Source organism: Streptomyces sp. V4I23 (genome assembly GCF_030817975.1).
GTDB lineage: Bacteria > Actinomycetota > Actinomycetes > Streptomycetales > Streptomycetaceae > Streptomyces.
Genome location: NZ_JAUSZW010000004.1, coordinates 1,764,781 through 1,787,106, shown reverse-complemented (window position 1 = coordinate 1,787,106; position 22,326 = coordinate 1,764,781). Strand labels below are relative to the sequence as shown.

22 protein-coding genes and 1 pseudogene are annotated in these 22,326 nt (G+C 71.5%); 10 read left to right on the top strand and 13 right to left on the bottom strand.

The genetic code is table 11. From position 1 onward, the window contains the following. The first annotated feature begins 5 nt into the window (after positions 1 to 5). The 4 genes from murC (at position 6) to QFZ82_RS10270 (ending at position 4,817) form a co-directional block, all read left to right on the top strand. Positions 6 to 1,400, top strand: coding sequence for a UDP-N-acetylmuramate--L-alanine ligase (gene murC / locus QFZ82_RS10285; RefSeq protein WP_307712871.1), 1,395 nt, complete (start codon positions 6 to 8; stop codon positions 1,398 to 1,400). Between the two features lie 11 nt (positions 1,401 to 1,411). Continuing rightward, entirely contained in the window at positions 1,412 to 1,819 is a 408-nt protein-coding gene (msrB, locus tag QFZ82_RS10280; protein ID WP_307712870.1) for a peptide-methionine (R)-S-oxide reductase MsrB, read from the top strand. Between the two features lie 128 nt (positions 1,820 to 1,947). After that, positions 1,948 to 3,009 carry an ATP-binding protein gene (locus QFZ82_RS10275; RefSeq protein ID WP_177151782.1) on the top strand — a complete coding sequence of 354 codons (1,062 nt, stop codon included), beginning with the start codon at positions 1,948 to 1,950 and terminating at the stop codon, positions 3,007 to 3,009. Beyond that, positions 3,006 to 4,817 (top strand): hypothetical protein, encoded by a 1,812-nt coding sequence (locus tag QFZ82_RS10270; protein ID WP_307712869.1) that lies wholly within the window; start codon positions 3,006 to 3,008, stop codon positions 4,815 to 4,817. The genes QFZ82_RS10275 and QFZ82_RS10270 overlap by 4 nt, the downstream gene beginning before the upstream one ends. A gap of 52 nt (positions 4,818 to 4,869) precedes the next feature. On the opposite strand, the gene QFZ82_RS10265 is transcribed toward QFZ82_RS10270, so the two are convergent. Both QFZ82_RS10265 and QFZ82_RS10260 read right to left on the bottom strand, forming a co-directional pair. Next, positions 4,870 to 5,118 (bottom strand): DUF397 domain-containing protein, encoded by a 249-nt coding sequence (locus QFZ82_RS10265; protein WP_307712868.1) that lies wholly within the window; start codon positions 5,116 to 5,118, stop codon positions 4,870 to 4,872. Continuing rightward, positions 5,115 to 5,957: a helix-turn-helix transcriptional regulator gene (locus QFZ82_RS10260; RefSeq protein WP_307712867.1), complete on the bottom strand. Its 843-nt coding sequence runs from the start codon at positions 5,955 to 5,957 to the stop codon at positions 5,115 to 5,117. The genes QFZ82_RS10265 and QFZ82_RS10260 overlap by 4 nt, the downstream gene beginning before the upstream one ends. A 161-nt stretch (positions 5,958 to 6,118) precedes the next feature. Between QFZ82_RS10260 and QFZ82_RS10255 the strand changes: the two genes are divergently transcribed. Further along, positions 6,119 to 6,565 carry an ATP-binding protein gene (locus QFZ82_RS10255; protein ID WP_307712866.1) on the top strand — a complete coding sequence of 149 codons (447 nt, stop codon included), beginning with the start codon at positions 6,119 to 6,121 and terminating at the stop codon, positions 6,563 to 6,565. 329 nt (positions 6,566 to 6,894) lie between these two features. On the opposite strand, the gene QFZ82_RS10250 is transcribed toward QFZ82_RS10255, so the two are convergent. Continuing rightward, on the bottom strand, positions 6,895 to 7,155 hold the full coding sequence (locus QFZ82_RS10250) for a hypothetical protein (protein WP_307712865.1): 261 nt from the start codon (positions 7,153 to 7,155) through the stop codon (positions 6,895 to 6,897). A 349-nt stretch (positions 7,156 to 7,504) separates the two neighbouring features. Between QFZ82_RS10250 and QFZ82_RS10245 the strand changes: the two genes are divergently transcribed. After that, the gene (locus QFZ82_RS10245; RefSeq protein WP_307712864.1) at positions 7,505 to 8,674 is read left to right on the top strand and encodes a lactonase family protein; all 1,170 of its coding nucleotides are present in this window, start codon (positions 7,505 to 7,507) and stop codon (positions 8,672 to 8,674) included. Between the two features lie 27 nt (positions 8,675 to 8,701). On the opposite strand, the gene QFZ82_RS10240 is transcribed toward QFZ82_RS10245, so the two are convergent. Continuing rightward, positions 8,702 to 10,171 carry a hypothetical protein gene (locus QFZ82_RS10240; protein ID WP_307712863.1) on the bottom strand — a complete coding sequence of 490 codons (1,470 nt, stop codon included), beginning with the start codon at positions 10,169 to 10,171 and terminating at the stop codon, positions 8,702 to 8,704. An 11-nt stretch (positions 10,172 to 10,182) separates the two neighbouring features. After that, the gene (locus QFZ82_RS10235) at positions 10,183 to 10,572 is read right to left on the bottom strand and encodes a VOC family protein (protein WP_307712862.1); all 390 of its coding nucleotides are present in this window, start codon (positions 10,570 to 10,572) and stop codon (positions 10,183 to 10,185) included. Positions 10,573 to 10,616: 44 nt separating this feature from the next. On the opposite strand from QFZ82_RS10235, the gene QFZ82_RS10230 reads away from it, so the two are divergent. The 3 genes from QFZ82_RS10230 (at position 10,617) to QFZ82_RS10220 (ending at position 13,549) form a co-directional block, all read left to right on the top strand. Further along, positions 10,617 to 11,237, top strand: coding sequence for a nucleoside/nucleotide kinase family protein (locus tag QFZ82_RS10230; protein WP_307712861.1), 621 nt, complete (start codon positions 10,617 to 10,619; stop codon positions 11,235 to 11,237). A 111-nt stretch (positions 11,238 to 11,348) separates the two neighbouring features. Beyond that, the gene (locus tag QFZ82_RS10225) at positions 11,349 to 12,320 is read left to right on the top strand and encodes a hypothetical protein (RefSeq protein ID WP_307712860.1); all 972 of its coding nucleotides are present in this window, start codon (positions 11,349 to 11,351) and stop codon (positions 12,318 to 12,320) included. Between the two features lie 107 nt (positions 12,321 to 12,427). Continuing rightward, positions 12,428 to 13,549, top strand: a complete 1,122-nt coding sequence (locus QFZ82_RS10220; RefSeq protein WP_307712859.1) for a Xaa-Pro peptidase family protein — start codon at positions 12,428 to 12,430, stop codon at positions 13,547 to 13,549. A 156-nt stretch (positions 13,550 to 13,705) separates the two neighbouring features. Here the strand turns inward: QFZ82_RS10220 and QFZ82_RS10215 are convergent, their stop codons facing one another. The 8 genes and pseudogenes from QFZ82_RS10215 to treZ all read right to left on the bottom strand — a co-directional run bounded on the left by QFZ82_RS10215 (position 13,706) and on the right by treZ (position 20,826). Then, positions 13,706 to 14,113 carry a DUF2855 family protein gene (locus tag QFZ82_RS10215; RefSeq protein ID WP_307712858.1) on the bottom strand — a complete coding sequence of 136 codons (408 nt, stop codon included), beginning with the start codon at positions 14,111 to 14,113 and terminating at the stop codon, positions 13,706 to 13,708. Positions 14,114 to 14,181: 68 nt separating this feature from the next. Beyond that, positions 14,182 to 14,667, bottom strand: a complete 486-nt coding sequence (locus QFZ82_RS10210) for a hypothetical protein (protein WP_307712857.1) — start codon at positions 14,665 to 14,667, stop codon at positions 14,182 to 14,184. A gap of 26 nt (positions 14,668 to 14,693) precedes the next feature. Beyond that, positions 14,694 to 15,188, bottom strand: coding sequence for a hypothetical protein (locus tag QFZ82_RS10205; protein ID WP_307712856.1), 495 nt, complete (start codon positions 15,186 to 15,188; stop codon positions 14,694 to 14,696). A gap of 29 nt (positions 15,189 to 15,217) precedes the next feature. Further along, complete coding sequence (locus QFZ82_RS10200) at positions 15,218 to 16,567, bottom strand: hypothetical protein (RefSeq protein ID WP_307712855.1); 1,350 nt, start codon at positions 16,565 to 16,567, stop codon at positions 15,218 to 15,220. A gap of 9 nt (positions 16,568 to 16,576) precedes the next feature. After that, complete coding sequence (locus QFZ82_RS10195) at positions 16,577 to 16,939, bottom strand: hypothetical protein (RefSeq protein WP_307712854.1); 363 nt, start codon at positions 16,937 to 16,939, stop codon at positions 16,577 to 16,579. Between the two features lie 363 nt (positions 16,940 to 17,302). Then, positions 17,303 to 17,626: a hypothetical protein gene (locus QFZ82_RS10190; protein ID WP_307712853.1), complete on the bottom strand. Its 324-nt coding sequence runs from the start codon at positions 17,624 to 17,626 to the stop codon at positions 17,303 to 17,305. 379 nt (positions 17,627 to 18,005) lie between these two features. Beyond that, positions 18,006 to 18,973: pseudogene (locus tag QFZ82_RS10185) on the bottom strand (IS5 family transposase). 107 nt (positions 18,974 to 19,080) lie between these two features. Continuing rightward, positions 19,081 to 20,826: a malto-oligosyltrehalose trehalohydrolase gene (treZ, locus tag QFZ82_RS10180; protein ID WP_307717683.1), complete on the bottom strand. Its 1,746-nt coding sequence runs from the start codon at positions 20,824 to 20,826 to the stop codon at positions 19,081 to 19,083. Positions 20,827 to 20,940: 114 nt separating this feature from the next. Between treZ and QFZ82_RS10175 the strand changes: the two genes are divergently transcribed. Continuing rightward, positions 20,941 to 22,305 (top strand): GH1 family beta-glucosidase, encoded by a 1,365-nt coding sequence (locus QFZ82_RS10175; RefSeq protein WP_307712852.1) that lies wholly within the window; start codon positions 20,941 to 20,943, stop codon positions 22,303 to 22,305. The last annotated feature ends 21 nt before the right edge of the window (positions 22,306 to 22,326 follow it).

Genomic DNA, 22,326 nt, shown 5'->3' with positions numbered 1-22,326 from the left:
GACACATGGCACCCGCCGTTCCCAGCGCCATGGAGCGCCCGCACTTCATCGGCATCGGCGGAGCAGGCATGTCGGGGATCGCGAAGATCCTCGCCCGGCGCGGCGCGAAGGTCGCGGGCAGCGACGCCAAGGAGTCCGCGACCGCCGAGTCCCTGCGGGCGCTGGGCGCGACCGTGCACATCGGCCACGCCGCCGAGCACCTGGCCTCCGACGCCAGCTGCGTCGTCGTCTCCAGCGCCATCCGCGCCGACAACCCGGAGCTCGCGCGCGCCGCCGAGCTGTCCGTTCCGGTCGTGCACCGCTCCGACGCGCTCGCCTCCCTGATGACCGGGCTGCGCTCGATCGCCGTGGCGGGCACGCACGGCAAGACGACGACCACGTCCATGCTGGCCGTGGCCCTGACCGAGCTGGGCCTTGACCCCTCGTACGCGATCGGCGGCGACCTCGCGGGCCCGGGCACCAACGCGCGGCACGGCGAGGGCGAGATCTTCGTCGCCGAGGCCGACGAGAGCGACCGCAGCTTCCAGAAGTACGACCCCGAGGTCGCGATCGTCCTCAACGTCGAACTCGACCACCACGCCAACTACGCGTCCATGGACGAGATCTACGAGTCCTTCGAGACGTTCGTCGGCAAGGTCGTCCCGGGCGGCACCCTGGTGGTCGCGGCGGACCAGCCCGGCGCCGTCGAGCTGACCGCCCGCGTCCGCGACGCGTCCTCGGTGAAGGTCGTCACCTACGGGGAGTCCGAGGACGCGGACGTCCGCATCCACAAGGTCACCCCGCGCGGTCTGTCCAGCGAGGTCACCGTCCTGCTGGAGGGCCGCCTCCTCACCTTCACCGTCTCCGTCCCCGGCCGCCACTACGCGCACAACGCGGTGGCCGCGCTCGCCGCCGGCGTAGCCCTCGGCATCCCGGCGCACAACCTGGCCTCCGCCCTCGGCAAGTACACCGGCGTCAAGCGCCGCCTCCAGCTCAAGGGCGAGGCCGCCGGCGTCCAGGTCATCGACTCCTACGCCCACCACCCGACGGAGATGACCGCCGATCTGGAGGCCATGCGCGGCGCGGCCGCCGACTCCCGCCTGCTCGTCGTCTTCCAGCCCCACCTGTTCTCCCGCACCCAGGAGCTGGGCACGGAGATGGGCCAGGCCCTCGCGCTGGCCGACGCCTCGGTGGTCCTCGACATCTACCCGGCCCGTGAGGACCCGATCCCGGGCATCACCAGCGAGCTGATCATCGACGCCGCGCGCACCGCCGGCGCCGAGGTCGCGGCCGTCCACGACAAGGCGGCCGTCCCGGACGTGATCGCGGGAATGGCGAAGCCCGGCGATCTCGTTCTCACGATGGGCGCGGGTGACGTGACGGACCTCGGTCCGAAGATCCTGGCCCGCCTGTCGAGCTGAGGGAGCGGTAGATGTCGTACGAGGTCGAGAAGCCGGACGAGCAGTGGCGGGCGGAGCTGAGCCCCGCCGAGTACGCGGTCCTGCGCCAGGCCGGGACCGAGCCCGCGTTCGTCGGTGAGTACACGGACACGAAGACGGCCGGCACCTATTCCTGCCGGGCGTGCGGGGCGGAGCTGTTCCGCTCGGACACGAAGTTCGAGTCCCACTGCGGCTGGCCGTCCTTCTACGACCCCAAGGACACGGACGCGGTCGAACTGATCGAGGACCGCTCCCACGGCATGGTCCGCACGGAGGTCCGCTGCGCCCGCTGCGGCTCGCACCTGGGCCACGTCTTCGAGGGCGAGGGCTATCCGACGCCCACGGACCAGCGGTACTGCATCAACTCGATCTCGCTGCGACTGGAGCCGGACGCGGACTAGCGCCCCTTCCCCGCGAACACTGCCGGTCGCGGCACTGACCGGGAGAAAAATCGGCTGCGCCGACTGCCGGGCCCGCCCAGACTGGGCGGGCCCGTTCCCGTCCCCGCGAACCGAAGGAACACTTCCCCGTGCAGGCCGCCGTCACCGTCACCCCCGCCCAGGTTCCCGAACTGCTGCTCGGGCTCGCCACCGTGCGGCCCGTCTTCCTGTGGGGTGCGCCCGGGATCGGGAAGTCGTCGCTCGTGCGGAGGTTCGCCGAATCGCTCGGGCTGGAGTGCGTGAGTCTGCTCGGGACGCAGCTGGCGCCCGAGGACCTGATCGGGGTGCCGCAGATCCGTGACGGGCGGTCCGTGTTCTGCCCGCCCGAGGCCATCGCCCGCGACGAGCCGTACTGCCTCTTCCTCGACGAGCTCAACGCCGCGTCCCCCGACGTCCAGAAGGCGTTCTACTCCCTGATCCTGGACCGGCGCATCGGGTCCTACGAGCTGCCCGCCGGCTCCATCGTCATCGGCGCGGGGAACCGCGCCACCGACAACGCGCTCGCGCGGCCCATCGCGTCGGCCCTGGTGAACCGCCTCACCCATGTGCATCTCCAGGCGTCGTCGGCGGACTGGCTGGTATGGGCGGGCGAACACGGCATCCACCCCTGGGTGACGGACTACCTCACCGACCGCCCCGACCATCTCTGGTCGCAGCCGCCCAAGACCGAGGAACCGTTCTCCACGCCCCGCTCCTGGCACATGCTCTCCGACGCCCTGCACTCCTTCGGTCCGGGCATCGACGAGGACACCCTCAAGGTCGTCGCCCACGGCACCCTCACGCCCGCACACGCCGTCTCCTTCTGCGGCTACGCCAAGATCGTGCGCCACACCTTCGGCATCGAGGCGATCCTCAAGGGCGACGCCTCCTGGCCGAACCGCCTTCAGGACCGGGACCTGCTCTACTACCTGGCCGAGGCGTTCCGGGGGCGGCTGGTGAAGGAGCTGCCGCGGCAGAAGGAGCACGTGTCGCCGTCGATGCGGCAGACCGCCTACCGGGCCAAGTCGCTGCTCGTGCAGCTCGCCGAGATCTCCGTCGAGGTCGCGCAGACCGTCATCGCGGACGACACCGACGGGCAGCCGGTGCTCCCCTCCTGGTTCCTCGTCGAGGCCGCCCGCGACATGCCGCGGCTGGTGGAGGCCCGGCGATGAAGAAGGGCGCCGCGGGACAGCAGGGCGGCAAGCCCGACCCGGCCACCGAGGCGTTCGCCGCCGGGCTCGCCATGGTCAAGCGGAACCCGGCCTTCGCCGCCGTCGAGGCCGAGTTCTGCCGGCAGGCCAAGTGCGCCGCCACGCCTGCCGGGGGACTTGCGGCCGTGGACTCCAACGGCGTCGTCCACGTCCACCCCACCCGGCGTGCCGAACCGGACGACTGGGCCTGGACCCTCGCGCACTGCCTGCTGCACCTCGGGTTCGGGCACGTGCCCGCGGCCAAGGACACACGGCGCGAGCAGCCCGACCGCTTCGAGCGGGCCGCACGCTGCACGGTGGTCAACCGCTTCCTGCTCACCTTCCCGGTGGGCCGCCCTCCCGGCCACCTTCCCGAGACGTATCCGGGCGGCGACGAGGCGATGCTCGCCGCCCGCTGGCGTCGCGACGGCATCCCCGCCGCCTACGAGCGGTGCGGCACCGCGGGCGAGCACCCAGACCAGGTCCTGGTGCCCTGGCAAATGTGGAACACCGCCCCGCCCGACTGGGAGACCGCCTTCGCCCACGCGCTCACCCGCAGTGTCTCCGCCGCCATGGACGTGGCGGGCGGCCGTCGCGACCGCGTCACCGGCGAGCGCGTGCCCCAGCGGCCCTGGGACCGTGCCCTGAACTGGTTCGTCTCCTCGTACCCCCTGCTCGGCGGCCTGGCGGCCGGCCTCACGGTCGTCGCCGACGCCGAACTCGCCCGCACGCAGGACATCTCCATCGCCGCCGTCAGCTCCGTCGCGGGCGAGATCTACATCAATCCGCTGCGCACCTTCACCGACGAGGAGTGGCGCTTCATCCTGGCGCACGAGATGCTGCACGCCGCCCTGCGCCACGGCGAACGCCGCGGCGCCCGCGACCCGGTGCTCTTCAACGTCGCCGCCGACTTCGTCGTCAACGGCTGGCTGGTCCAGATGCGTGTCGGCGAGATGCCCGAGGGGCTGCTGTACGACCCCGACCTCAAGGACCTGTCGGTGGAGGAGGTCTACGACCGCATCGCCACCGACCTGCGCCGCCGTCGCCGATTGGCGACCCTGCGTGGCAAGGGCACCGGCGACATCCTCGGCGAGCCGCTGCCGCACCCGGACGCCCGCCCCTACGCCGACCTGGACGACTTCTACCGGCGCGGCCTGGTGCAGGGCTTCGACCTGCACCAGTACGGCGAGCGCGGTCTGCTGCCCGCCGGTCTCGTCCAGGAGATCCGCGCCCTGGCCCACCCGCCCGTGCCGTGGGACGCGCGACTGGCCCGCTGGTTCGACGAGTACGTGCCCCGGCCCGAGCCCGTACGGTCCTATGCGCGCCCGGCCCGCCGGCAGGCGTCCACCCCCGACATCCCGCGCGCCGGACGGTACTTCCCGTCCGAGGAGACGCCCCGCTGCACCTTCGGCGTCGTCCTCGACACGTCCGGCTCGATGAACAGCGCCCTGCTCGGCAAGGCTCTCGGCGCGATCGCCTCGTACGCCGAGGCCCGTGACGTCCCGGCCGCCCGCGTCGTCTTCTGCGACGCGGCGGCCTACGACGCCGGGTACGTTCCCCCGGCGGAGATCGCCGGCCGGGTACGGGTCCGCGGGCGCGGCGGGACGGTGCTCCAGCCGGGCATCGACCTGATCCACCGCGCCGACGACTTCCCGGCGAACGCCCCGGTCCTGGTCATCACCGACGGATGGTGCGACACGCTGCGCATCCGCCGCGAGCACGCCTTCCTGATCCCGCAGGGCGCGTCACTGCCGTTCACGCCCCGCGGACCGGTCTTCCGGCTGACGTGACGCGGGCGGTCCGTCCGTTCGGTTCGTCTCAACGCGTGCCGCGCCTCGGGCGTCAGGCCCGGGCGGCGGCGAACGGGACGAAGGCGGTCCAGGAGGCGGGGGAGAGGGCGAGGTGGGGGCCCTCGGTGTCCTTGGAGTCGCGGACGTGGACGGTGTCGGGGCAGGTGGCGACCTCGACGCAGGAGTCGCCGGAGCCGCCGCTGTGGCTGGACTTGTGCCAGGAGAGAGCGACTTCCACGCAGTCGTCGCCGGAGCCGCCGCTGTAGCTGCTCTTGAACCATGCTAGTTCCGTGGTGCTCATACCGCTCCTCGCATCAGCCGCAACAGGCTCAGGGAGTCCTCCAGGGTAAGAGCCTGTGACCGCATCCTGGCATACCGCATCTGGAGCATGCTGACCACTTTCGGGTCGGAGATGAACTGGCCGCTTTCCTGTCCTTCGCAGTAGCCGAGCCAGTGATTGTCCGGGGTCTCCAACAGTCGCATGGGGCCGTCCAGCCCGGCATGGCTGTGCCGTACCAAAGGCATGATCTGCAGCTCGATGTTGCGAAGATTGGCCAGCTCGATGATGTGGTCCACGAGGTCCTGGGTGACGTGCGGTCCGCCCATTTCGCGCCGGAACAAGTGCTCTTCCAGGATGAAGCTGTAGGCCGTGTTCGGCCGCTCCCGCAGCAACCGCTGGCGTTCCTGCCGCGCCACGAGCTGTGCCTCGATCTGCTCGTCACCCAAGGGCGGCAACTGGTTCGTGAACAGCGTCCGCGCGTACGCCTCCGTCTGTAACAGCCCCGGAATCAACCGGCACTCGTACGTGTAGAGGCTCACCGCCTCCGCCTCCAGGCTGGCCCACTGCCGGAACCAGCTCGCAAGACCCGGCCGCCGCGACAGGTGCCGTGCCGCGCCCCTGATCGTGCCGAACGCGTCGAGTACCTCTTCCGCCCGGTCGACGAAGTCCGCCGGGGGAAACCGCCTGCCCTGCTCGATCGAGGCGACCGTCGGCAGCGAGTACTGCACCCGTGGCGCGAACTCCTCCTGTGTCAGGCGCGCCCGTTTCCGGAAGGCCTTGACCACCTCCCCGAAGGACTTCAGGCTGTCCGAGACCTCCGGCTCCCCGCCCGAACCGCCGCCTGTCGTCTCCGCCGTCATCTACGGCCACCTCCCCGCGCGTACCTGTGCTGAGCAACCCCGCAACACGCCCATGGTCACGGTCAGTTACCCATACTGTCCACCGCGGGTACCCGTACGCTGACTCAGCGTACGGGTTGCTGATCTGGGGCAATGCGGCCGCAGCCCACCACGGTGGGCGTATGCGACCACCCATGAGCCCGCAACTGCCGGGTACCGTACGTTCGTTCGCCCAGCGCTTCAGTTCCACCGCGCTCGGCGCACGCCTCGCCCGTCATCTGGCTGTCCATCAACTGCACGCGTGGGGCTTCCCGCACGGCAGCGGCGCGTCCGACACCGCCGCGCTGATCGTCGCCGAACTGGCCGCGAACGCCGTGACACACGGGCGCGTGCCGGGCCGGGACTTCGAACTGAGGCTCACCCGCTTGCCCGGCACCCTGCGTATCGAGGTCTCGGACACGCGGAGTGAGCGACGGCCTCCCCGGCCGGGGGAGTTGGGCGCACCGTCGGCGGTCGCGGACGGTGGGCGCGGGCTGCTGCTGGTGGAGAGCCTCGCCGACCGGTGGGCGGTCCTCGACCGCGTACCCGTCGGGAAGACCGTCCGGGCCGAGCTGGACCTGCCGCGCTGACCCGGGGCGCGGGGCCGCGCGTCAGGTGGGGCGGCAGAGCAGCGGCTTCGCCAGTTCGGCGCAGGGGCGGTGGCCCTGGGAGCGGAGGATGTCCTTGCCGACCTCGTTCGCCAGGTAGCGCAGGAAGCCGGCGGCGATCGAGTCGGCGGGCGGCTCCCGTAGGTGTAGGCGAACTCGGTCTGCCAGTACGGGTACGCGCCGTCGTCGGCGCCCTCCAGCGTGGCCGCGTAGCCGTCGATCCGTACCCGCCGGAGGTCGTCGCGGGTTCCCGTACAGCCGAAGGGCCCTCGAGCATCCAGCTCGAGGGCTCTTGTCGTGCACATGACGGCTCAGTCGTGCTCGCCGTACTTCGCCGCCTCCAACGCCCACGCATCGAAGATTTCCTGCGTGCCCATCGACTCCACCCCAGCCGGCAACTCCTTGCCCGACCTGGCCAAGGCTTCCTCCCACAAGGCAATGTAGTCCGCGCGCGTCTTCACCGGCTCGGTGTCCACCGTCACCGACGTGTCCTCCTCCGCAGCCCCGGCCGTCACCGCCACCGCGCCGCCAACGAGAGCCAGCGCACACACACCTATCGCGATCCGCTTCATGAGCCGCACCGTACCGTGACCTGGGCGTACCACCCCAGCTGGCCGGCCAGAAGGCCGATTTGCACCGTGATCACCGCCCTGCATCCGGTGGGTCTTGACCTTGTGCCGCAGCTCCAGGAACGGGAAACTGCGTCGTCAGCGCCTGGGAGCGTCCCAGGCGGGTGCCGCTCGGCGACGACCGCAACACCTTCCCGAAGTACACGTCGGCGTCGGATTCGGTCGCCGGCCGGACCTGGCCTTCACCGGCGCCCGCGCCGAGGGTCCGGTCGCCGAGGGTCCGGTCGCCGAGGAGCGGGAACGCGCAGGGACGACCCTGTGCCGGACGCCGCTCGTGGCTAGGCTGCTGGGCATGGGCATCCTGAGGGCGACAAGCCGGCGTCGTTTTCTCCGAGGTCTTTCGGGCGTCGCCGCGGCGGCCGTGCTGCCCGCGTGCGGGGCGGCCCAGGACCCCGGACCACGGGCGCGGTCGCAGGCGGCGGTCACGCCCACGTCCCGTGCCCGCCGGGTCCGGCCGCTGTACCTGGGGACGTACACCTCCGTCGACGGGGGCGGGACGGGGATCGGCGTCGCCGCGTACGACGAGACGACGGGACGCATCACCGGGGCGGGCGTCATCGAGGGCGTCGGGGACCCCTCGTATCTGGCCGTGCATCCCTCCGGGAGGACCCTGTACGCCGTGAACGAGCGTGAGGCCGGTGCCGTGACCGCCGTGCGTCTGGCGGACGACGGCGACCACCGGGTGCTGGGCAGCCGGTCCACCGGCGGGGCGGCGCCCGCCCATCTGTCCGTGCACCCCTCCGGGCGCTGGCTGCTCAGCGCCAACTACGGGTCGGGCAGCGTCGCCGTCCACCCCATCGACGACTCCGGGGCGCTCGGCGAGCGCACGGACCTCGTCCGGCACGCGGGCCCGTCGCCGCACGCGCACCAGATCATCACCACACCCGACCGCGGCCACGTCCTCGCCGTGGACCTCGGCAACGACACCGTGTACACCTACCGCCTCGACACCAGGGCGGGGACGCTGACGGAGGTGTCCCGCGCGGCCGCGCGCCCGGGAGCCGGACCGCGCCACCTGACGTTCCACCCGTCCGGCCGGTACGCGTACCTCGCGAACGAGCTGGACAACACGGTGACGGTCTGTGCCTACGACCCGGCGAGCGGCACGCTGCGGCCCGGTGAGCCGCAGTCGACCGGCACAGGCCCGGGCACCAGCTACCCCGCCCAGCTCGTGGTCACCCCCGACGGCGCGTACGCCTACCACGCCAACCGCGGCCCCGACACCCTGACCCGCTATGCCGTCGAGGCCCGCGGCTCCCGGCTGCGGCTGCTGGACACGGTGCCGGTCGGCGGCGACTTCCCGCGCCAGATCGCGCTGTCGCCCTCCGGCGGTCTGCTGTTCGCGGCGAACCAGCGCTCCGGCACCGTCACCGTCTTCCACGTGAACGCGCGCACGGGCGAACTGCGGTCGGCGGGCGAGGCGTTCGAGTTCCCCGCGGCGGCCTGCGCGCTCCCGCTCTAGACGGCGTCCGGATCCGCCGGGGCGTCCCTAGGCTCTGGGCAGGGCCGCGACCGCCCACTTCGCCCGGGTCGACAGCTCGCTCAGGGAGCTGCGGAACTGCCCGGCGATCGTCTTCAGCAGGAGCTTGGCGTGAGCCATCGTCTCCCGTGCGAGGGCGTGGTCGCCCGCCTCGACCGCCGCGAGGACCAGTTCGAGATGCTGTTCCGTGATCTGCCGGCCCAGCCCCCGGCGGTGCCACTCCGCGACCGTCTCGTCGGGTGCGGGACCGTCGCCCAGGCCGACGGCGACTCGCGCCCGGCCCAGCGCCCTGCCCGCCGCGGCGAGATCGCCCTTCCGGCGCTCGACGCGGGCCAGGACGTAGGTCTCCGCGGCACGGTCCCAGCCGGTGTCCTGGAGCGAGGCGAGGTCGAACTGCGCGCGGGTCGCCTGCCCGTGGTCCCCGAGGTCCTCCAGAGCCCGGCTGAGGCCACGCAGCCGCTCGGCGTCCGGCCCGGTGTCGTCCAGCATGCGGATCAGCGCCACCCGCGCGTGCTCGGTGCGGCCCTGTCGGCGGGCCAGGCCGATCCAGGTGAAATCGCTCTCGGTCGCGGGATCAGGGCCGTACCTCTTCGCGTCCTCCTCCCGCGCCCACGCGACGACGCCGGCCGGGTCGTCGGGCGCGCACCCGCCGTGCGCCGACCGGACGAGGGGGATGTCCTCGGCCCGCCCGTGCAGGGCCACCAGCACCGTGGCGAGGCGCCGCTCCTCGAACCATGGCGTGCACTCGGCGCTCTCACGCTCCAGCAGGAAGCGCAGCAGGGGAAGGTCGTCCGCGCGGCGGTCGTACTGCGCCGCGCGCACCACCCCGGCCCGCAGTACCGGATCGGCGCCCGTCTCCGTCCAGGACGCGGGCCCGCCGGACCGCATCCGTTCCAGTGCCGCGCGGCCGGGAGCGAGGACGACGTCCCGCAGCGGGGCGGGCGCCGCCCCCTCCGGCAGCCGGTAGGCGCAGAGCTCGGCGGAGTTGAGCAGCAGGTGGTCCGGCTCCGTGCGCCGGGCGGCCGCGTACGACAGGCCGAGGAGTTCCAGTGGAGGCCGGACGGGCAGGCCCAGGCCGCTGACCAACGCGGCGCGCTGGGCGTCCAGTTCGGGGGCGAACTGCTCCCGCGCCCCGGCGTCGGCCTCGCGCAGTGCCGCGAGCAGCTGCTCCTCGTCGAGACCGGGCTCGATGCCCTCGCAGTACGAGGGAAGTCCGACCAGGATCTCCAGGGCCTCGGTGACACTGCCGCCGACCAGGACCGCCTCGCCCTCGGACGAGGCGTACAGGACCGCGCCGTCCGCGCAGACGAAGTACGTGCCGCCGGTGTCGTCACCGGCGACCGGCTCCAGCGACGCACCGGACGCGAGGTGCACGTCCTCGACGTGGTAGGCGCGACCGATGTCGAAGCCGAAAGGAAACGCGGCCAGTTCGGCCAGATCCGGTCGCTCGCGGAGCAGTCGCAGTACGGGGTCGGTCATGTGGCCGGAGCCTACTGGGGCTCCAGCAGGTCCCACTTGTTGCCGTACAGGTCCTCGAAGACCGCGACCGTGCCATAGGGCTCGTACCGCGGCTCCTCCAGGAAGCGCACCCCCGCCGCCGTCATCCGGGCGTGGTCGCGGGCGAAGTCGTCGGTGTGGAGGAAGAAGCCGACCCGGCCGCCCGTCTGCGCGCCCACGCTCGCGCGCTCGGAGGCGTTCTTCGCCCGGGCGAGCAGCAGGCCCGTGCCGGCCGGGGCGCCGGGCGGGCGGACCACCACCCACCGCGAGGAGTCCCCGCGGTCCGTGTCCTCGACGAGGTCGAAGCCGAGAGCGTCACGGTAGAAAGCGATGGCCTCGTCGTAGTCGCGGACGACGAGGGAGACCAGGGCGATGAAGGACATGAAGCAGAGGTTATACGTATGACGACAATGCGACAATGCACGCCATGAGCCTCCCGCCGCACCTGCTGGACCGCGCCCGTGCCCTCGCCGCCCCCGGACGGCGCCGCATCCTGGGCCTCGCCGGAGCGCCCGGCGCAGGCAAGTCCACCCTCGCCGACCGTCTCGTCGCCGCCCTGGACGGCCTCGCCGTGCTCGTCCCCATGGACGGCTTCCACCTGGCCCAGAGCGAACTGGAGCGCCTCGGCCTCGCCCACCGCAAGGGCGCACCCGACACCTTCGACGCCGCCGGATACGCCGCGCTGCTCGCCCGTCTGCGGGCGCCGGAACCGGACACGACCGTCTACGCGCCCGCCTTCGACCGGGGGATCGAGGAGCCGGTCGCGGGCAGCATCCCGGTCGGGCCCGACATCCCCCTCGTCGTCACCGAGGGCAACTACCTCCTCCACGACGAAGGGCACTGGGCCCGTGTCCGCCCCTTGATCGACGAGATCTGGTTCCTGGAACTCGACGAGCCGACCCGCGTGCGCCGGCTCGTCGACCGGCATGTGCGCTTCGGCAAGGAGCGGCCGTACGCCCAGCGCTGGGTCCGCGAGTCGGACGAGGTGAACGCCCGGCTGATCGGCCGGGGACGCGAGCGGGCCGACCTCGTGGTCGCGGTGAGCTGAGGCACGCCCCGGACCCGTCGGTTCCCGGACCTGCCCGCCCCGCCGTTCACCGGTGATCTGTAGGCTCGAACAAGGACACGTGGCGAGTGACGAGCACGAAGGGCGGTCGGCGTGGGGCTGTTCCGGCGAGGGCCGAAGCGCGACGGACGCGATGCGCCCCGCGACCCCGAGTTCGCCTTCCTCTCCGCGGGTGAAGGCACGCGGTTCCGCGGCCTCGTGCGCGAGGCGTTCGCCGAGCGGGGCCTCGAGGTGACCGTCTACGCGGACATGGTGTCCGACAGCATGGGCCGCCAGTTCGGCCTCGGCAACCTCGCCGCCGTCTGCCACAACGACGAACGCGGGCCCCGCGCCTGGCCCGAACTGGTCCACCAGCACGTCGGCATGGTCCTGCGCACCATGGAGGCGCCGTCCGCCCTGGAGACCCTGCCCAGGGAGCAGATCCGCGCCCAGCTCTACCCTCGCGTCGTCGGCGCCGACGGTCTCGACCCGAAGAACTTCGGCTACGCCCGGCCCCTCGCTCCCGGCCTCTTCGAGATCCTCGCCCTCGACCTCCCCGAGAGCGTCATGATGCTCACCGACGAGGCCCTCGAACCGCTCGGCGACCTGCCCTACCTGCGCGACCAGGCGCTCTACAACCTCCGCGGCCTGCCCGTCGAGGCCCACGAGACCGTCGCGGACGACGAGGGCATGCGCTTCGAGGTCGTGCTCGGGGACTCCTTCTACACCGCGAGCCGGGTGCTCGCGCTGGAGTCCGTCGTACGGCAGGTCACCGGCGAGGAGCTGACGGCCGACGGGGCGCTCGTGGCGATGCCGTTCCGCCACCAGCTCGCCTTCCACGCCATCCACGACACCGGCATGATCGCCGCGCTGAACGCCATGGCGTCCTTCGCGGCCACCGGCTACGAGGACACCCCCGGCGCCATCAGCCCCTACGTCTACTGGTGGCGGGCGGGCACCCTGACCCAGCTCAGCGACCGCGACGAGGACGGGGAGGGGCTGCGGATCACGGTCGGCGAGGAGTTCCACGCGCTGCTGGAGCGGCTGGTCGCCGAGGAGGGCGGACGGACCGGCGACGACGGCTGACCCGCCTCCGGACCGGCCCGGGCGGCACTCGCGCCCGCCGGTGTGCCGAAGGAGGATGGCGGGCAGGACGGTCCGAGGAGACGACCGCAGGCCGGGCAGGAGGCCCCATGACCAGCACGCCGACCCCGTTCACCGCCGCCGACTACCGCGCGCGGATGACCCGTGCCGCCGAGTCCGCGGCCGACGCCGGGCTCGCCGGGGTGCTGGTCGCGCCCGGACCCGATCTCGTGCACCTGACCGGCTACCGGCCCGTGGGCACCGAGCGGCTCACCGTCCTCGTCCTCACCGCCGGCCAGGACCCGGTCCTGGTCGTCCCCACCCTGGAGGCGCCCGACGCCGAGGCGGCGCCCGGCGCGTCCGCGCTGACCGTGCGCGACTGGACCGACGGCAAGGACCCGTACGCGGCCGTCGCCCCGCTCCTGGACGTGTCCGGCCGCTTCGCCGTCAGCGACAACACGTGGGCCATGCACCTGCTCGGTCTCCAGCGGGAACTGCCCGGCACCTCGTACGTCTCGCTGACGGAGGCGCTGCCCATGCTCCGCGCGGTGAAGGACGCGCGTGAACTCGCGCGCATCGAGGCGGCGGGCGCCGCCGCCGACGAGGCGTACGCCGAGATCCTCAAGGTGCCGTTCGCGGGCCGCAAGGAGACCGACGTGGCCGCCGATCTGGCCGCGCTGCTGCTGCGGTTCGGGCACTCGCAGGTCGACTTCACCGTCGTCGGCTCGGGCCCCAACGGAGCCAACCCGCACCACGAGGCGGGCGACCGCACGATCGTCCACGGCGACATGGTCGTGCTCGACTTCGGCGGCCTCAAGCACGGCTACGGCTCCGACACCACCCGCACCGTCCATGTCGGCGAGCCGAGCCCCGCCGAACAGCACGTCCACGACGTCGTGCGCGAGGCGCAGCAGGCCGGAGTCGACGCCGTCCGGCCCGGCGTCGCCTGCCAGGAGGTCGACCGGGCCGCCCGCGAGATCATCGAGGCGGCCGGGTACGGGGACCTGTTCGTCCACCGCACCGGCCACGGCATCGGCGTCACCACCCACGAACCGCCGTACATGATCGAGGGCGAGGACCAGCCGCTCGTCCCCGGCATGTGCTTCTCCGTCGAGCCCGGGATCTACCTTCCCGGCCGGTTCGGCGTCCGCATCGAGGACATCGTCACTGTCACCGAGGACGGGGTCCGCCGTTTCAACAACACCTCGCGCGAGATGGCGATCGTCGAGTAGCGCGCCAGGGCGCCGGGGATCGGGCGGGACGCCGTGGACAGGCGGGAAAGAGGTGCGTGAGCCGGGCCGGGCGACAGCGGGTGAGCGAGCGACGCGTCAGTGGACGGTCTGCCAGGGTCCAGCCGCTCAGGCAAGCCTTCCACGGCACGCCGGTCACTACGGGGTGATGACGCGGCCGGTGCGCGGCGACGTCCGCCCTGACCGGACCTCGTGCCAGACCCGCTCGAGGCTCCGCGGGCCGCTGCTGTGCACGATGTCGACCCACCCCTCGGCCACGGGCAGGAACTCCTTCCACGCCTCGGCGAAGCGGCTGTCCAGCCCTTCCCGCCCCCAATCGCCGATGCGCTTGCGCATCTGGTCGGGGGCGAAGAACATGCCCGGCCCCGTCTCCGCGAGGGTGCCGGCGGGCGCGGGTTCCTGGGTGGTGATGCCGACGACCACCTGGTGCACCAGAAAGTCGCCGAGGTGGGCGCCCAGCCGGGCGGACAACTGCTCGTCGCCCGCGAAGTCGGCGTACAGCGTCTCCGTGCGCGGAAGCCGGGAGATGTCCTCGTAGCTCAGCACGATCGGGTCCCGGTTCCGGGCACCGACCCTCGCCGAACAGATGCCGCATCTGCCGGCCCGCCCCTCGGTCACAGCTTGTACACTCCGCGCCAGGTCCACCCCGCCTCGAGGACCGTGTTCCGCAGGGGGTCCTTCAGATCCCGTGAGTCGAAGCTGAACGTCTCGACCTTGCGCCGACGGCCGTCGGGCCCCTTTTCCAGGGCCCATTCCTTCTGGATGCCGCGGATCGGCCCGCGGCCGTGCGCGCGCGCCACGGTCCGGCCGGGCGGGGAGCCGGCTCGCGTCACCTCCCACTGCTCGTCCATGGCCCGCACTTCACGCTCCCTGGGGCATAGACGCATCCAGACCTTGAGGGTCCGCTCTACCTGCCTACGGGTCGCACCGGAGCCCCAGGCCGGCTCCAGGAACCGCCACTCCGCCAGCAGGTCCACCCCTCCGGTGCCCGCCTCGCGGACGCCGAAGGGCACGCCCGTGCCGTTCAGAGCGAGCAGTGCGGCTCGCAGTTCCTGGGTGGACATCGCCTTCGTGCCCCCGTCGGCGTGACGGGTTCCCATCCACTTGTCCCACAGGCGGCCCACAGCTACGCAGCCTTCCCGGTGTCCGGACGCACGCTTCGCAGGAACTTCTGGAAGTCGCCCACAACGCCGTCGTACTGGGCGGCCGTTGCCGTCAGGGCCAGCCGGATCACCGCACGCCTCCGCGGTTCCTCGATATCGACGAAGGACAGGTACACCTGGGACTGGACGAGGTCGCGGTGCACGTCGCCGGCGACGGCCGAGAAGGTCAGCCGCTGGGTCAGGCCGGGCGAGTGGGTGCTGCCGAATTCGCGGCGGTCCGTGACCGCCACCGAGTCGGCGGCCTCGCCCAGGCGCTCCACGGACTGGGCGGCGACCTCGGCCAGCGTCCGCGCCTCCGGCGGGAAGCCGCCCTCGATGGTGATGTTGGCAGCGAAGCCGGCGTCCGGCTCCGGATGCACGGCAGCGAACGCGACGCCCGGGTCGCCGCCCTCCGGGCGGGCGGGGAGCCAGCCCTCGGGCAGGCGGAACTCGATCGGGACCGGCAGTGACGTGGGCATTCAGGGCCCTCCTTCCACGGAGAAGTACATCAGTCCGTCAGCCAGTCGACGAAGTCGCCGGCCTTGTCCCCGACGGTGTCCACCGTGTCACCCACCAAGTCGGCGGCGTCTCCCGCGGCCTTGGAGAACTTGTCCGGATCGAATGTGATCTCGAGGCCCGCCGCGCCGCCGAAGCCGGGGGAGAGTCCCGCCTTGCCACCGATCTTGTATACGCCGGTCTCTTCGTCCTTCTTGTAGCCGAACCATGCCTCGGCACCAGGGCCGGCCCAACCCTCGCCGGTCACACCCACGCCGATGCCGGCCGCTTCCGCACCCCCGGCGGCGGATATCTTGCCGCCGGCGAAGGCCTTCGCGCCGACGGTCACCTCATCCTTGGTCGCCTTGGCGGTGACGGCTGCCTCGCCGCCGGCGAATCCCTCCAGCCGCCCGTAGCCGCCTACGTGCCCGTACTCGGCCCGCCCTTCGGCCAGGGACCGGATACCCGCCGAAACCTCGCCCTTGGCGACGAAGCCCTTGTCGGTGAAGCCCAGGTTCCCGGTGGCCCTGGCTCCCGCGTATATCTCGTCGACTCCGGAGAGGGTCAGCCGCCCGTGGTTCTCCTCACCCTTCGCTGTCGCGTGGAAGAGGTCGGCGTACGCCTTGACCGAGCCCTCCTTGCCGTACTTGACGCCGCTGACAGTGAAGCCGACGTCAGGCCCGGTCACCTTGACACCGTCGGTCTTCGTCCCGTCCTTCGCCTCCCCGGCAGGTACGGTCTTCGGGGCCTTGTCCAGGTCGCCCTCGGCGTGCGCGTTGAACCCGTTGAAGGTCGCGTCCTTGCCGCTGCCCTGACCGAAGGCGTCCTTGTTACTGTCGACGACGGCGGCGCTCAGGGCCGCCTTGACCTGCTCGTCAGTCTCGTGGACGGCCTTCACCCGGTCTTCGATGAGCTTCTGCCATTCACCGACGGCCACGCGGACCGAGGACTGGTAGTCCGGGTCGTGGCGGTAGGCATTGCGCTCACCATCCGTGAGCTTGGAGGAGTCGAAGGTGACATGTCCCTGTTCCGAGACGGACATGCCAGCGGCTATCGCGTCGTCGCGCGCGCTCACCAGCTTCCTCCTGAGGTCGGTGAACTTCTCGTGGGCATCCCTCAGGAGGCTCGCGATGGCCTTGGCCTGGGCCTGAGCGGCGGAGTACTCGTAGCGGGTCGCCGTGAAGTTCGTCTGCGCGACCCCGGCGCTGAGACCGGCCCAGTTCTGGCCCATGGAGACCTTCTGGACGGTCTCGCCGTATCGGGTCTCGACCTTCTTCAACTCGCCTGCCATTGATTCCCACTTGGCGGCTGCTGTCGTCAGGAGCCCCAGGTCGGTGGTCATGACTTCGTGGTACGTCAGCACCGCATCTCCTCAGAGGCCGTTCAGCTTCGATGTCGAAGCGCGCAAGTCGGCGCCCACTCCGGTGTCGTTGCGTACGAAAAGCCCCGAGGCCCCGCGCAGCGCGTTCTTCTCGCTTTCCAGACGCGCCATCAGGGTTTTCACCTGCTGTTCCCATGTGTCCGCGACCGTTTTCACCCCGGCGGCCGTCTCCCAGCCGCCGAAACCATTGCGGAGAGAGTTCGTGGCCCCATCCGCATGGTCCGAAGCCTTCTTCGTGTTCGGTTGGAGTTCGGTCTCGATCGTGTTGGCCGCGGCCTTCTTCTCCGCGGGTGCAGAGGCGAAGTCCTGGTTCCCGCCCGTGGCCAGAGGCCCGGGCCCGCCGTTCAACCGCATGCCCACGTGTTGGTCCGCGACGTTCGCGTTCCCGCGTCCCGGCCCGTGGCTGTCTCATCTGGCATAGTGCGCCTCCCCGTTGGCGGACGATCATATACATGGCAAAACATATCGCCGATCCGGGGTGCTGCGCGGAAACCGCAGGCCGGAGGTCAACGGGAGGGCCAACTGCCATGGCAGGCACCGCAAGAACCCGCCCGCTCGCTGACTACCGATCGGTCGGCTGACAAGGACATGCCGACTTCTGCGGTCACCGGGTCGTCCTGAGCCCGATCAACGAGTGTGACTGCGGACATCGGCCCGCCGTCGCGCGAGGCAGAGCAGGGCCTGGGTGTGGGCCGAACGCCGGCTGAAAGAAGCGGCCTAGCGTCGGCGGCCGGTTCGGGCCGCCTGTGCGGTTGCCCATGCTGCCCGGAAGAAGAACACGATGCCGCCGAGCCCGAGGAGTACGCCCACGGCGGAGCAGGCCGCGACGACACCGGTCCCGGCGCCCAGGATCCGCGGTACCGCGTTGAACAGGACGAGAAGCCAGAAACCGATCAGAGCCAGGGCCAGCGACCGTGGGTCGGCGATTCGGGTTCGCAGCCAGCCAGGTGCACGCCCGGTCAGAATGCGCAGCGGCAGCGGCAGCAGCACCAGCGTACAGACGGCCAGCCCTACAGCGTGGAACAGCGAGTTTCCGTTCATCGATCCCTCTTCGGTGTGAGGACTCAGACTACTGATGTTTTCGGTCCGGGGTGATGGTGACCTCGCTGTTGGGCGTATCCCGGTGTCATGCGGTATCCCGACGGGCGCGGTCCGACCGCGAGGCAGCGGGCTCAGCGGGAGCAAGGAGTACGCCGAGTCATTCGCGCAACGGGTAGTACCGCCGCAGGTCGCGCGGTGAGCCTGCTCGACGCAGAGTCGTGTGTGGATCGGCGGACGATGACAGCCAGGCGGGTACCCGCGCGTTCACGAATGTTGGTCGGTTACACCAGTTCGCGGGGACGGCATCCGCTACCGGGTAGTGGGGTGGACACCCCACTACCCGGTAGGACACCCCACTAGGGCCCGTGTGATGTTGTGATCAATCAGTTGCCTGCAACAGATCTCCGATCCAGATCATCGAGGCGCGCAGTTCGAGGCCGGCGAGGTAGCTCTCGGGCGTCTTGTCGAAGCGTGTGGCGATGCCGCGCCAGTCCTTCAGCCGGTTGATCACGCGCTCGACGGTGTTGCGCTCGCGGTAAAGCTCGGCGTCGAAGTTGACGGGACGACCGCCCCGGCTGCCCTTCTTCTTGCGGTTGGCGGCCTGGTCCTTCTTCTCCGGGATGACTGCCTTGATGCGGCGTTTGCGCAGGTGGGCGCGGTTGGCGCGGGACGAGTACGCCTTGTCTGCGGCGACCGCGCCCGGCCGGGTGCGGGGCCGGCCGACCGGCAGACGGACGCGGATCTTCTTCAGCACGGGGATGAACTGGGGGCTGTCCGCGGCCTGCCCGGCGGTGAGAACGAACGACAGCGGTCGGCGCTTGCGGTCAGCAGCGAGGTGAATCTTGCTGGTCAGCCCGCCGCGGGATCTTCCGAGCAGGGCTGCCCCCAGACGGAGTCTGTGTCGGCGGCGGACGCGTCGGCGTTCGACCCGCTCAGGTTCATCTCCGCACCCCCGCCCGTTCTGTTCCGCCTCATCGCCCCTTTTTGCCGGGCCTGTTCCTGCTCTGCGGCGGCTTCCTCGAGAGCCTCCATGACGTCCTTGTCGACGATCATCCCGGCCGCGTCGTGGTGCGCGCGGGCGGTGGTGGAGTCCACGCTGACCAGGGAGAGGTCTGTCTTGCCCTGGCGGGCGGCTTCGGCGATCAGACCCTCCAGCAGGGCAGTGAAGACACCGGCGTTCCGCCAGACCCGGAAGCGTCCGTAGACGGTTGGCCAGGGCCCGAACTCGCCCGGCATCTCCCGCCACTGCGCGCCTGTCCTGAACCGCCAGATCACCCCCTCGAACTGATCTCGCAGCCGCTCGGGGTAGGGGCCGTACTCGCCTATCGGCAGGAACGGCTCGATCAACTTCCATCGCTCGTCGGTGAGTTGTCTCGCGTCACGATCCTCTTCCTACCGGATCCGCTTTCCAGGCAGATCCGGATCGGCAAGATGATCACGACATCACACGGGCCCTAGGACGCAGCGAGCACCGCACAGCTCTCCGGCGCCAGGCGCAGCACCCCGTCACCGCCCGGGGCCTCGACCTTGCCCCAGGCCGCGACGACCCGTCCGCCGCCCCCCAGCGGGATCGCGGCGGTGTCCTCGCCGAGGTTCACCGCGATCCGCAGATCGCCGCGCCGGTACGCCAGCCAGCGCCCCTGCTCGTCGTACGCCACCTTCACCGACGCCAGGTCCGGGTCGGTCAGGTCCGGCAGCGTACGGCGCAGGGCGATCAGCTCCCGGTGCCAGGCGAGCAGCGCCGCGTGCGGCTCGCGTTCGCGCTCGGAGCGGTCCAGGCACGAGCGCTCCCGGGTGGCCGGTGACTGCGGGTCCGGCACGTCCTCCTCCGCCCAGCCGTGTTCCGCGAACTCCCGGCGCCGGCCCGCCCGTACGGCCTCGGCCAGCTCGGGGTCGGTGTGGTCGGTGAAGTACATCCAGGGGGTGCTCGCGCCCCACTCCTCGCCCATGAAGAGCATCGGCGTGAACGGGGAGGTCAGCACCAGGGCCGCCGCGCACGCCAGCAGACCCGGCGTGAGAGTGGCCGAGAGCCGGTCGCCGAGCGCCCTGTTGCCGATCTGGTCATGGGTCTGCGCGTAGCCGAGGAAGCGGTACCCGGGCGTGGTGCTCACGTCGACGGGCCGGCCGTGGGTGCGGCCGCGGAAGGTCGAGAACGTGCCGTCGTGGAAGAAGACGTGGTTCAGCGTCTTGGCGAGCGCGGCCATCGGGGCGCGCGCGAAGTCGGCGTAGTAGCCCTGGGACTCGCCGGTCAGCGCGGCGTGCAGAGCGTGGTGGAAGTCGTCGTTCCACTGGGCGTGCAGCCCGAGGCCGCCCTCGGCGCGGGGCGTCGTGGTGTGCGGGTCGCACCGGTCGGACTCGGCGATCAGGAACAGCGGGCGGCCGAGGTCGGCGGCCAGGGTGTCGACGGCGGCAGACAGCTCCTCCAGGAAGGTCAGGGCCCGGGTGTCGGCCAGCGCGTGCACCGCGTCGAGCCGCAGCCCGTCGATCCGGTAGTCCCGGAGCCAGGCCAGCGCGCTGCCCAGCAGGAAGGCGCGCACCTCGTCCGACCCGGGGGCGTCCAGGTTGACCGCCGAGCCCCAGGGCGTGTGGTGGATGTCGGTGAAGTACGGGCCGAAGGCGGGCAGATGGTTGCCGGACGGGCCGAGGTGGTTGTGCACGACATCCAGCACCACACCCAGTCCCAGGCCGTGCGCCGTGTCGACAAAGCGCTTCAGCGCCTCGGGGTCGCCGTACGGCTCGTGCACCGCCCACAGGTCCACCCCGTCGTAGCCCCAGCCGTGCACGCCGGGGAACGGGCACAGCGGCATCAGCTCGACATGCGTGATGCCCAGATCGGCCAGTTCGCCGAGGCGGGCCGCCGCCGCGTCGAGGGTGCCCTCGCGGGTGAAGGTGCCGATGTGCAGCTCGTAGAGGACCGCGCCCCGCAGGCCCCGGCCGGTCCACTCGTGCCGCCAGACGTACGCGTCGTGGTCGACGACCGCGCTCGGGGCGTCCGGGCCGTCCGGCTGACGGCGCGAGCGCGGGTCCGGCCGCAGCGGACCCCCGTCCAGCGCGAAGCCGTACCGGGCGCCGTCGCCCGCCTCGGCCTCCGCGATCCACCAGCCGGCCCGGCCCTGGTCGCGCTCCATCGGGCGCTCGGCGCCGTCCAGCCACAGCGTGACCCGCTCCTCGGCCCGCGGCGCCCACACCTCGAACAACAGCACTGGCGAATCCCCTCGTCGTCGATGCCGGTCCCGTCGATCCCGTATGTCCCGTCCATCCTGACAAGACGAGGGTCTTCAGGCGGGGTGCTTGGGCCATTAAGGTCACGGGCCATGCCGATACCGACGGAGCCGCTGCCCGCGTTCCCGCCCGGCTTCCTGTGGGGAGCCGCCGCGTCCGCCTTCCAGACCGAGGGAGCCGCCGACGCCGACGGCAAGGGACCCTCCGGCTGGGACGCCTTCGCGGCCGCCGGACGGATCAAGGACGGCGCCGACGCCGCCCGCGGCACGGGCTTCCACGACCGCTTTTCCGAGGACGTCGCCCTGCTCGCCGGCCTCGGCGCCGACGTGTTCCGCTTCTCGGTCTCCTGGCCCCGCGTCGTCCCCGGCGGCAGCGGCCCGGTCAACGCCCGCGGACTCGACTTCTACGACCGGCTCGTCGACGAACTCCGCGCCCACGGCATCACCCCCGCACCGACGCTCTACCACTGGGACACGCCGCTTCCGCTCGACGAGGCGGGCGGATGGCTGCGCCGCGACACCGCCGAACGGTTCGCCGAGTACGCCGCGGCCGTCGCGGCACGTCTCACCGACCGTGTACCCCTGTGGATGACCGTCAACGAACCGGCCGAGGTCACCCTGCTCGGTTACGCACTCGGCGAGCACGCCCCCGGCCGGAAGCTCCTCTTCGACGCCCTGCCCGCCGCCCACCACCAGCTGCTCGCCCACGGCCTCGCCCTCCAGGCGCTGCGAGCGGCGGGTGCCACGGACATCGGCCTCGCCGTCTCCCACTCGCCCGTGTGGACGGCCGGCGACAGCGACGAGGACCGGTTCGCCGCCGAGCTCTACGACACGGTCACCAACCGGCTGTTCGCCGACCCGCTGCTCACCGGCGCCTACCCCGACGGCTTCGCCGAGCTCATGCCCGGCCCTGTCGCCGACGACCTCACCGTGATCGCGAAGCCGCTGGACTTCTACGGCGTGAACTACTACCACCCGATGCTCGTCGGCGCGCCCGCCCCGGACGCCCTCGACGGCTTCGCCGGCGTCGGCATGCCCGCGGAACTCCCGTTCGGCCTGCGGGAGATCGCCGCCGACGAGCGCACCGACTTCGGATGGCCCGTCGTCCCCGACGGACTGCGCGAGCTGCTGGTCTCGCTGAAGGACCGCTACGGCGACCGGCTGCCTCCCGTCGTCGTCACCGAGAACGGCTGCTCGTACGACGGGATCGACGACCAACCCCGTATCGCCTTCCTCGACGCCCATCTGCGGTCCCTGCACGAGGCGATGACGTCCGGCGTCGACGTCCGCGGCTACTTCACCTGGTCGCTCACCGACAACATCGAGTGGGCCGAGGGAGCCTCCCAGCGCTTCGGGCTCGTCCATGTCGACTACGAGACCCTCCGTCGCACGCCCAAGGCGTCGTACGCCTGGTACCGGGACGTGATCGCCGAGCAGAAGCGCCGCGGCGGGCAGTGAGGCGGGGGGTGTCCGGCGCGC